This window comes from Vibrio sp. 947 (assembly GCF_033339115.1).
In the GTDB taxonomy this organism is placed as follows: Bacteria; Pseudomonadota; Gammaproteobacteria; order Enterobacterales; family Vibrionaceae; genus Vibrio; species Vibrio alginolyticus.
Window position 1 is genome coordinate 180498 of record NZ_JAWOTX010000004.1, and the last position, 10091, is coordinate 190588.

10 protein-coding genes are annotated in these 10091 nt (G+C 43.6%); 3 read left to right on the forward strand and 7 right to left on the reverse strand.

Annotated features, from left to right (window positions below; genetic code table 11):
• The first annotated feature begins 378 nt into the window (after positions 1-378).
• Both R7Q39_RS06920 and R7Q39_RS06925 read left to right on the forward strand, forming a co-directional pair.
• Complete coding sequence (locus R7Q39_RS06920) at positions 379-999, forward strand: helix-turn-helix transcriptional regulator (protein ID WP_005379532.1); 621 nt, start codon at positions 379-381, stop codon at positions 997-999.
• Between the two features lie 160 nt (positions 1000-1159).
• A complete protein-coding gene (locus R7Q39_RS06925) occupies positions 1160-1510 on the forward strand; it encodes a DUF3135 domain-containing protein (protein WP_054579276.1) in 351 nt (116 codons plus the stop codon).
• Here R7Q39_RS06925 and R7Q39_RS06930 read toward each other — a convergent pair.
• The 4 genes from R7Q39_RS06930 to R7Q39_RS06945 form a co-directional block, all read right to left on the reverse strand.
• On the reverse strand, positions 1504-1797 hold the full coding sequence (locus R7Q39_RS06930; RefSeq protein ID WP_025768346.1) for a GIY-YIG nuclease family protein: 294 nt from the start codon (positions 1795-1797) through the stop codon (positions 1504-1506). The genes R7Q39_RS06925 and R7Q39_RS06930 overlap by 7 nt on opposite strands.
• 97 nt (positions 1798-1894) lie before the next feature.
• Positions 1895-2128 carry a hypothetical protein gene (locus R7Q39_RS06935; protein ID WP_318075945.1) on the reverse strand — a complete coding sequence of 78 codons (234 nt, stop codon included), beginning with the start codon at positions 2126-2128 and terminating at the stop codon, positions 1895-1897.
• Between the two features lie 59 nt (positions 2129-2187).
• Complete coding sequence (locus R7Q39_RS06940; protein WP_318075946.1) at positions 2188-2610, reverse strand: DUF805 domain-containing protein; 423 nt, start codon at positions 2608-2610, stop codon at positions 2188-2190.
• Between the two features lie 162 nt (positions 2611-2772).
• Positions 2773-3120, reverse strand: coding sequence for a 5-carboxymethyl-2-hydroxymuconate Delta-isomerase (locus R7Q39_RS06945; protein ID WP_005379524.1), 348 nt, complete (start codon positions 3118-3120; stop codon positions 2773-2775).
• Between the two features lie 269 nt (positions 3121-3389).
• Here R7Q39_RS06945 and tpiA point away from each other — a divergent pair, with 269 nt between their 5' ends.
• Positions 3390-4160, forward strand: a complete 771-nt coding sequence (gene tpiA / locus R7Q39_RS06950) for a triose-phosphate isomerase (protein ID WP_005384863.1) — start codon at positions 3390-3392, stop codon at positions 4158-4160.
• A gap of 95 nt (positions 4161-4255) precedes the next feature.
• Here tpiA and R7Q39_RS06955 read toward each other — a convergent pair whose 3' ends face one another.
• The 3 genes from R7Q39_RS06955 to R7Q39_RS06965 all read right to left on the reverse strand — a co-directional run bounded on the left by R7Q39_RS06955 (position 4256) and on the right by R7Q39_RS06965 (position 9830).
• Positions 4256-5422 (reverse strand): nucleotide sugar dehydrogenase, encoded by a 1167-nt coding sequence (locus R7Q39_RS06955; protein ID WP_318075947.1) that lies wholly within the window; start codon positions 5420-5422, stop codon positions 4256-4258.
• 151 nt (positions 5423-5573) lie between these two features.
• On the reverse strand, positions 5574-7673 hold the full coding sequence (locus R7Q39_RS06960; RefSeq protein WP_318075948.1) for a YjbH domain-containing protein: 2100 nt from the start codon (positions 7671-7673) through the stop codon (positions 5574-5576).
• 168 nt (positions 7674-7841) lie between these two features.
• On the reverse strand, positions 7842-9830 hold the full coding sequence (locus R7Q39_RS06965; RefSeq protein WP_318075949.1) for a nucleoside-diphosphate sugar epimerase/dehydratase: 1989 nt from the start codon (positions 9828-9830) through the stop codon (positions 7842-7844).
• Positions 9831-10091: the final 261 nt, after the last annotated feature.

Sequence of the window (10091 nt, forward strand, 5' to 3'; positions counted from 1 at the left end):
TTGTAACAAGCTCCTATTCTTTCCTGGTCACCTTAACCACTACTCAACCAAAAAATAGATTCTGAATCACCTCGTCCCTCGCCGTTCAGAGTGACGGTTACCATAGCAAGCTCTAAATCAAAAGAACTCGTCATTCTAGCGAGCCCCAGCGAGACTAAGAATCTGGTAACAGCAGACTCCTATTCTTTCCTGGTCACCTTAACCGCTGCACAATCGGACGATAGATTCTGAATCACCTTATCCCTCGCCGTTCAGAATGACGACATATATTGGCTCATATGAACATAGCCCCTACAAATCCACACTCAAATTAAGTCAACACTTTTCTTTACTAACCCTATCGCGCATAATATGTACTGACGTATAAATGGTGGGTATATGAAGACCGTAGATAGGATATTGCAAATCGTTAAGCGTGATGGCTCCGTCACTGCAAAACAACTCTCTTCTGAGCTAGGTATGACAACCATGGGGGCGCGTCAGCACCTGCAGAGTTTAGAAGATGATGGCATCCTGTCTATCCATGACGTAAAAGTAAAAGTTGGTCGCCCTGCTCGTCATTGGTCTCTCACTCAAAAAGGTCATGAGCAATTTGCTGACCGTCACGGTGAGTTGACCATTCAGTTTATAGAAGCTGTCGAACATATCTTTGGCAAAGATGGACTGGAAAAAGTCACATCAGAAAGGGAAAAACTCACGTTACAAAGTTATCGTCAGCATCTTGAGCAATGCGACTCTCTGCAAAGCAAACTAGAAACACTTGTCACATTAAGAGAGCAAGAAGGCTATATGGCCGAGCTCGAGAAAGATGAGAACGGATTCATCTTGATCGAAAATCACTGTCCGATTTGTAAAGCCGCAACTCGCTGCCCTAGCTTGTGCCAATCAGAATTAAGTGTCTTTCAGTCTTTACTTGGACGTGACACCAAAGTAGAGCGTACCGAACACATCATTAGTGGCCAAAGACGCTGCGTTTACCGCATCCAACAACTGCAGTAACCACCACAACCAAACATCGACATGCCGCACTTATTCAATCTCAAGCTTGAAAGCTTCTCTTATAAGTGAGACGGCTGAAGAATTCATCCTCTCTCCTCTTTCTCGTGGTATAGGCTTTTAGTAACTAAAGGCAATTTCCATAAGGATTTGGAGAGCATCGATGTCTACTCTACGTCATATCCCACCCCAAACGCTTCCTCCATTCGATGAAATGGTTCGAATGGCAGAGCGAGACCCAGAAGCTTTTGAGCAATTTCGTCATGAGATGGCGAAAGAGATGATCGAAAGCGCATCAGAAGATATGAAAGAAAGATTGTGGGCTCAACAAAGCCACATTGATAGAGTCATCAGCACGTGTAAAAACCCTCATCACACCAATGTGGTATTGATGAACGAGTTGCGAAAACAGGTCGTAAAGTTCAAAGCAGCGCTAGAAGGGGAAGCGGCACCGACACAAAAAGCGGATGTGGTTAGCTTAAATGCGTTTAAAGATAGGGATGATTTTTACTGATACTCAGTAGATAGATCGAGAAAGTTAGGGTTCGTTTCTCTTACCAAGGCTAACTTCCACTCACGCTTCCACTGCTTGAGCTGCTTTTCTCGGTTTATAGCATTAGCCATATCGTCGAATAACTCAAAGTAAACGAGCTTATGAACGTTGTATTTCTTAGTAAATCCTTCCACTACTCCATTTTTATGTTGCCATATTCTTTGGGGCAGCTGACTGGTAACACCTATGTAGAGAACGGCGTTGTTATTTGACGTTAGGATATAAACGCAAGGTGTCTTATCGATGATTCATTCTCCTTCATTATTCGCTGTTACTTTTCCATTGTAATTCGCAAGCTCAGTCAGTTTATTTCGAACTCGGAGCGCTCTATGCGTAGATTCTGAATCACGCTCGTCCCTCGCTGTTCAGAATGACAGTGGCTTTAACAGTATCTAAGCCAGAGAAGTTCGTCATTCTAGCGAGCCTCGCAAGGCTAAGAACCTGCCAACAGTAAACTCCTATTCTTTCCCGCTCACCTTGGCCACTGTTCAATCGGATGATAGATTCTGAGTCACCTCGTTCCTCGCTGTTTAGAGTGACGGTGAGTTTAAGAGCCTCTAAATAAAAAGAGTTCGTCATTCTAGCGAGCCTTAGCGAGACTAAGAATCTACTTTCAGCACGCACGATACTTGAGGCAATTACTCCGGCTCAGGGCCATATTGGTTTGGTCCTGATGTCCCCTTTAAGAGACCACATTCAATTAGAATCCATAAACCACAAATCAGAGAAATGGAAGCGACGAACATCTGTGGGGTCGACGGCTCTTGCGCGGCAGGGCTGGTCATTGGCGTGGCAATTCGTCCGATAATCAACGGAATATTCAGTGCTAGCCAATAGATCGATTTGTTGCGGTCGTGCCAACGCTTGGTGGTGATCGCCAAATCAGGGATCATCAGAACCACCAAGAAAATAGGAAGAAGCACATAGGAGAGAGTAGGAAGCAGCTGGCTGATACCTGCACCAAAGCCTAGAATGGACACATAGTAAATGACGTTCCAAATCCAGTAGGTTTTACGGTCTATACGTCCTTGAAAAGAAAACAGTAACTCTTTAGTCGACATCAAATTTTACCCCAAAGTAGAAAGGTTATAGATTAGCCGAGTCGATATAGTTTGGAAAGGACACCGATAGCTTGGGTGCCCACAACGACCTTACAATAAGCAGAGCCAGGCTGAGAATTCGTAGCAATAACCCCTCGCTATTCTCGGGCAATTCAGCGCAACCTAGTTCACGACCTTTTGGAAGCTATCTATATCTATGTCTCGGATATTGACTGTTAAACTGTGCACGTGACTGGCTTGCTCTTGAAGTGTCGCCATCAAGGCTCGTGACAGTTCTCGCTTTTGTTCTTGGGAGCGACCAGATAACAAATCAAAGTTGATATGGATAAAGTCGAGGCTATCACCCTCCTCTCCTATTAACCAATTGTGGCACCGGAGCGTTCTAGATTTCACTGACGCGAGTTCAAAGAGGCCACTTTCTAACGCCGTTTTATGTAAATCCTCCAGCAACCCCTGAACATTGACGCGTTCTTCCACCGAGTTTGAATACTCTAAAACGAGATTTGGCATTTTGATTCCTTTCTACAACAATTAATTCCAGCGCGTAGTAATACCAATCTCAGCAGCAATTTCCGAGGAATGAACTATCATTCTGTCTACGCGATCACCAATCGGTTGCTTTTGACAAAAATAACAGGATCGATGCTTGGTCGAATCAGTAAAGAAAGCCGGACAAGACATGACGCCAATCATGATCTGTTCACATTATTCTGTTATATTCCTACGTAGATTTTTTACATTAATTGACTATTTACATTAAAGATAAGGGAGATATTCCTATGCGTCGTCCTGTAGTGATGGGTAACTGGAAACTAAACGGCAGCAAAGCAATGGTAACTGAGCTGCTAACTGGTCTTAACGCTGAACTTGAAGGCGTTGAAGGTGTTGACGTAGCAGTCGCTCCACCAGCACTTTACATCGACCTAGCAGAGCGCGTAATCGCTGAAGGCGGTAACAAGATCATCCTAGGTGCTCAAAACACTGACCTAAACAACAGCGGTGCGTTCACTGGCGATATGTCTCCAGAAATGCTGAAAGATTTCGGTGCTACTCACATCATCATCGGTCACTCAGAGCGTCGTGAATACCACAACGAATCTGACGAGTTCATCGCTAAGAAATTCAACTTCCTAAAAGAAAACGGTCTAACACCTGTTTTCTGTATCGGTGAATCTGAAGCGCAAAACGAAGCTGGCGAAACTGAAGCAGTATGTGCACGTCAAATCAACGCAGTTATCGACACTTACGGTGTTGAAGCTCTAAACGGCGCAATCATCGCTTACGAACCAATCTGGGCTATCGGTACTGGTAAAGCAGCAACTGCTGAAGATGCACAACGCATCCACGCTTCTATCCGCGCACTAATCGCAGCGAAAGACGAAGCAGTTGCAGCACAAGTAATCATCCAATACGGTGGCTCTGTTAAACCAGAAAACGCTGAAGCTTACTTCTCACAACCAGACATCGACGGCGCTCTTGTTGGCGGCGCTTCTCTAGACGCTAAGAGCTTCGCAGCAATCGCTAAAGCAGCGGCTAAAGCAAAAGCTTAATCTCGTTTTTACTCTCAGTAAAAATAACAAAGGGATGCATCATGCATCCCTTTTTGTTTGTGTACTAGATTACACACGATCATCTTAACTAAAGTCTAATCACTACCAAATAGGTCTCGCGTGTACACCTTATCAGCCACATCAGTAAGTTCTTCAACCATACGGTTAGAGACAATCACATCGGCACTGTGTTTAAACTCATTCAGATCGTTGATTACACGTGAGTTAAAGAATTCATCCTCCTGAAGTACTGGCTCATACACCACGACTTCAATACCTTTTGCCTTAATGCGCTTCATGATGCCTTGGATTGAAGAAGCTCGGAAATTATCCGAGCCGGCTTTCATTATCAAACGGTAGATCCCAACAACTTTAGGTTCTCGTTTGAGAATAGACTCAGCAATAAAGTCTTTACGAGTTCGATTGGCTTCCACTATGGCCCCAATAATACTGTTTGGGACATCTTGATAGTTTGCACGAAGTTGCTTGGTATCTTTTGGTAAACAATAACCACCATATCCAAATGAAGGATTGTTGTAGTGGTTACCAATACGGGGGTCCAAACCAACACCTTCGATAATTTGGCGAGAATCAAGATTATGCGCCTCAGCGTAAGAATCTAACTCATTGAAATAAGCTACGCGCATTGCAAGGTAAGTATTTGAGAACAACTTAACCGCTTCAGCTTCTGTAGAATCAGTAAACAAAACTGGGATGTCTTCTTTTACCGCCCCTTCAACTAGAAGATTGGCGAATGTCTCAGCACGTGCACTGCGCTCACCAACAATGATGCGAGATGGGTGAAGGTTATCGTAAAGTGCTTTGCCTTCGCGAAGAAACTCTGGCGAGAAAATAATATTTTCACAACCTAACTCTTGCTTAATGCGTGCAGTATAACCCACAGGCACTGTAGACTTAATTACCATTACAGCATTTGGATTAATCGCCATTACATCTTTTATCACCGCTTCGACGGAAGCCGTATTAAAGTAATTGGTTTGTGGGTCATAATCCGTTGGCGTTGCTATAACAACAAAATCAGCACCTTTGTAGGCGAGCTCTTTGTCCGTGGTAGCAGTAAAGTCTAGTTCTCGATTAGACAGAAAATCTTCAATTTCTTTATCTACAATGGGTGAACACTTGTTGTTAAGCAACTCAACTTTTTTTTCTACAATATCAAGTGCAACAACTTGGTGGTTTTGGGCTAACAACATCGCATTAGAGAGCCCGACATACCCCGTACCGGCAACCGCTATTTTCATTCCAATACCCTAATTTTTAGTTCTTATATCAGAATATCAATAGTTTTAATTTTTGGATAGTGAAACAATATTGTGCAACCTAAGCTTCATACATTAGAAAATAAAAAAGCGGCACATTGGCCGCTTTTATACATCGTACTGTTCTATGGGTTTAGTCTAACTGAGTTGATAAGTAACGCAGGTAGGCGTTACGTAAGCGAATCTTATTCTCTTCAAAGTAATCGCTACCATAACGACCACGGTTGAAGTAACGACGTAGCATGCTGTTGTCCATGATAAGCTCATCACCTTGTCCATCACTTAAGAAATTGACGTCATTGCCTACTCGCGTCATCACATTAAAGTCATAAGCTTCGTTACCTCGAACCTGCAATAAGCTAGGAGACATATCACGCCAAGGTGTTAGTGGTAGCTTGACTGACACAGCGACAAACTGCTCTTCATCAGTATCTTTGTACTTAGTAACCTGATAAGTAGCAGAAACCTCAATATCCTCAAACCAATGCGATGTTGTTAGCTTAGCACCAACATCGCCCCGCCAAAACTCACCCGCTGTCGCGTTAAACTGCCAATCCCATTCGGGCATTGAAAAAGTATAGCGAGCTAGCGAAGTTTGACGATCGAGAGTTTCATAGCCATTTTCATCTTTCTCATCGACGTGCTGGAAGTAGCTCATTTCCAAACTCAAAGCGTGCGCACCAGACTGAGAAAACCATGTAGACTCACTTCTCGCGCCAATATAATCTGTTTTCGCCAGACCGACGGATACTTGGTTCGCAATATCGACATAAGGTAAACGGAAGAATTGGTGCAACATTGCGCGTTCGATATCATTTTCGTAAGCACTATCCTCAAAGTATCCCCATTTTTCATAATCGTCAGTTTCCGCTAACGGCAAAATATGGCGAACATCGACAGCCGCGCCAGACCAAAGGTAGGTATATAAGTTACTCGACATCGCAAAAGAGTAGTCATAAACACCAAACTCGGTCGCAACGGCATGACGAACCATTGGTGAAAAGACAAGTTGAGAGTCTAGTGCGCCGCTATTTACGCGCTCTGTTTTCCAGTTAACCAACTCAAGTTTTTCGGCTAAATCTCGTGTCGTGAACTTAATATCCTCGCACGCAGCAGAACCATTGATAAAACTCTGATAGCACGTTGAATTCGCTTGCACACTAACAACAGGCTTTTGGTTTGCGAGCATAATTAGCTCAATGCGCTCCGACTCACCGCCCACTTCTGATACGGCATTTTGACCTAGGTGACTAGAAATGATCCCCATAGCAACACCTAAACCGTCAACTTGGTTATGGTTATAACGACGGTTCTCTAGCGCAACTACCGTCGTTTGGTTCAACAGACCAATTTGAATATTCACGAAGCCTTCATTACGAAGCGTGCTCACCAAAGTAGAGATAGAAGCCTCTTTGGCTTTCTTCTGCTCCAAAGACAACCTTTCCATCGACGTGACATTATTACGAGAGTAATCGCGAGAACGTGTGTACCCGGTGACTAACGGTACTGAAAGTGCCGCATTCCAGATATTTTGCTCATCTGTATTGTGGCCTGAATATAGCTGATAACTGAGCGAAGCTGTCACATCATAAGGCAGTGTGCCTTGTGGGGTAAAAAGTTTCACCGATGAGTTGAACTCCACAGCATCGTATTCCCCACTGACCTGTAAAAAGCTCAATGGTTGATACTCAATACCACCGAATGGGCCATCCATTACACCCAATTCGATATCAGAAAGCCCGTAGCCTGCCGACACTCGAACTGGAGCAAAGTCGAAAGAGTAGTCCGCGACCGCATATTTAGTACTGAACTGGTTACCAGCCCCTCCCAAGTCCTGAATACCCAAAGCAAAGTCTAGATTCTCCGCCCCCCAAAAGTTAGGAACCTGATATTTGAAAGACATCGATAAATCACGAATGTCTCCACAATCGTAAAAACAGTTTGAGGTGTAATCATCAGTGACAATTCTTCCGTGGGCCTCTAACCCCTCAAGCATGCCAAACGAAAACTTAAGAGAATCCAAATCTTGAACTGCCGTTCGAAATGGCAAGCCTTGCGCATACGTAAATGAAAAGTCACCATAGTTTAACGACTGCGCATTAGGCGTAAAAGTTAAACCTGTAAAGCTTTGGTTGGAAGGTAACGTTTCCAACTCGTGAGCGGTAAGGGAGGTACTTACCAGTAGCGGCAGCGATAATGCTGCTATCCCTGTTTTTATCGTTTTCTGTGCCATCAGTTTTAGCCACTGTTAATGTATTGAATACAGAAAAAGGCACTCAGAAGTGCCTTTTTGAGATTGCAATATGCCGATACTGGGCTCGTCATAGGTAAATCTCCACAGCGAGCATCACGAAAGCATATCTTATTAATTTTTCTATTATTTACCAATCAAATAAAAGCATCAAGTTTCACTTGCATTACTTTGCTTTGGTTCAAAAGTATATAACTCCGCAGTGCGAGTATTTTGCTTCCATACAAGATCTTCAATGCCATCTACTGGGTTAAAACCTGTAGGGGCCTCGAGCAGTAAACGACGAATCACTTCGTGTTGGAAGTTGTGGCAAGCAACATCGAGCTTGTCGATCAAGGTCTCATACTCTTTCAATGGCAAGTAACTTTCTTGGGCTGTCATAATGCGAGCATGTGCCGTTTCGGAAACATTATCATCCCCAATCAACAGCTCTTCATATAACTTCTCACCAGGCCTCAAACCAGTGAAGAGAATTTCTATATCGCCATGAGGATTGTTTTCGTCTTTAACTTCAAGTCCTGACAGGTAAACCAAGTTCTTCGCTAGATCGACAATCTTAACGGGCTCCCCCATATCGAGAACAAATACATCGCCACCTTTACCCATCGCCCCAGCTTGAATAACCAACTGGGCAGCCTCTGGAATTGTCATAAAGTATCGAGTAATGTCTTTGTGGGTGACCGTAATAGGTTCTCGCTTCTCAATCTGTTTTTTGAATACAGGAATTACCGAGCCAGACGAACCCAAAACATTACCAAAGCGCACCATGCAGAAACGCGTACCCAGATTAGGGTTGCTCTCACGAATTCGGTTTTGTTGCTCCGCCAACGCCTGTAGGCCTAACTCAGCCATACGTTTAGTCGCACCCATCACGTTCGTTGGTCTAACAGCCTTATCAGTAGAAATAAGAACAAAATTCTTCACACCTGCATCAATCGCCGCTTGCGCTGTATAGTAAGTGCCAAACACATTGTTTCTTACACCTTCAACAACGTTGTACTCCACCAGCGGAACATGTTTGTACGCCGCAGCATGGTAAACCGTGTCCACTTCAAAGGCTTTCATGGTAGTTTCTAAGCGATTTTGTCTCTGCACAGAGCCAACCAATGGAACGACGACAATGCTCAGATTGTTAGCTTTAATGATTTGACTCAATTCACTGTGCACCTGATACAACGCAAATTCAGACAGTTCAAATAAGATCAATGATTTTGGCGAGTAGTTTAAAATCTGACGACATAACTCAGAGCCAATTGAACCACCAGCTCCCGTCACCATCACCACTTGATTCTTGATGTTCGCTTCCATTAATACTTGTTGCGGCTGAACAGGGTCTCGACCTAACAAATCACCAATCGGAACCTCTTTCAGTTCATCAATTTTCGCCTTACCCGTAAGGATATCTTTCATATCTGGAACGGTTTGGATTTCAACAGGCAGTTTAGAAATTCTATCTAAGACTTCCTTACGACGTTTGTTTGAAGCGCTAGGAATAGCAAGTAAGATTTTTTTTACTTCATACTTTCTAATCGCCTTCATCGCGTTATCCGCTGTATAGACTCGGTAACCCATTAGCATTGTGTTTTGAAGCGTTTTGTCTTCGTCGACAAAGCCAATAACTCGGTAGGTTTCTGATTGTCGCAGCGCAAACGCAAGCTCACGACCGGCACTACCAGCACCATAAATAAGAACCGGCGCTCCAGCTTTGTGTACCGATTGAGCAACCAAGCTCCTTACCAGCAGACGGCTAGTCCCTACTCCGATCGCAAGAAAAGCGGCATAAATAAAAGGAATCGAGCGTGGTAGTTGGGCATCAAATGCGAAAGCAAAACTGGCCACACAAAGCGCAGATAGAATCGTACCCAACCCGACGACTGCCAGAACATGAAAGCCTAAATAGCGTAGCACCGCTCGGTAGAGGCCAAACGAGACAAAAACAGCAAGCGTACAGACAATGGTTGCCAACAATACATAGTTACTGCTTATATCTGGAAGTGGGCGGAATTCACCAATGCGAGACCAATAAGCAAACATAAAAGCAGCAGAGATAATAAAGAAATCCACTCCGATACTAATAAGGCGCTTTTGATATCTCGGTAAAGACCAAATGACGTTAAGTTTGGAATTATTTTCAATCATGACAGTATGTAAGCCTCATTACCCCAAGTTTATTTTTAGAGTTTGGTGGTAATGCTAGTTAATATTATGAGATAGCCTGAGCAAAGATTATACAACCTGATGATTATGTATAGAACCATTAATTGCATATTATCTCACTGCATCGCATCTTTTAAGCAATCTGCGTAGCAGACATTTTACATTTTCATCAAGTGGTGGGACGCTGTTACAGGAAAACATAAATAACGACATATTAAAGCACTATTATTTATGCGTCCCACT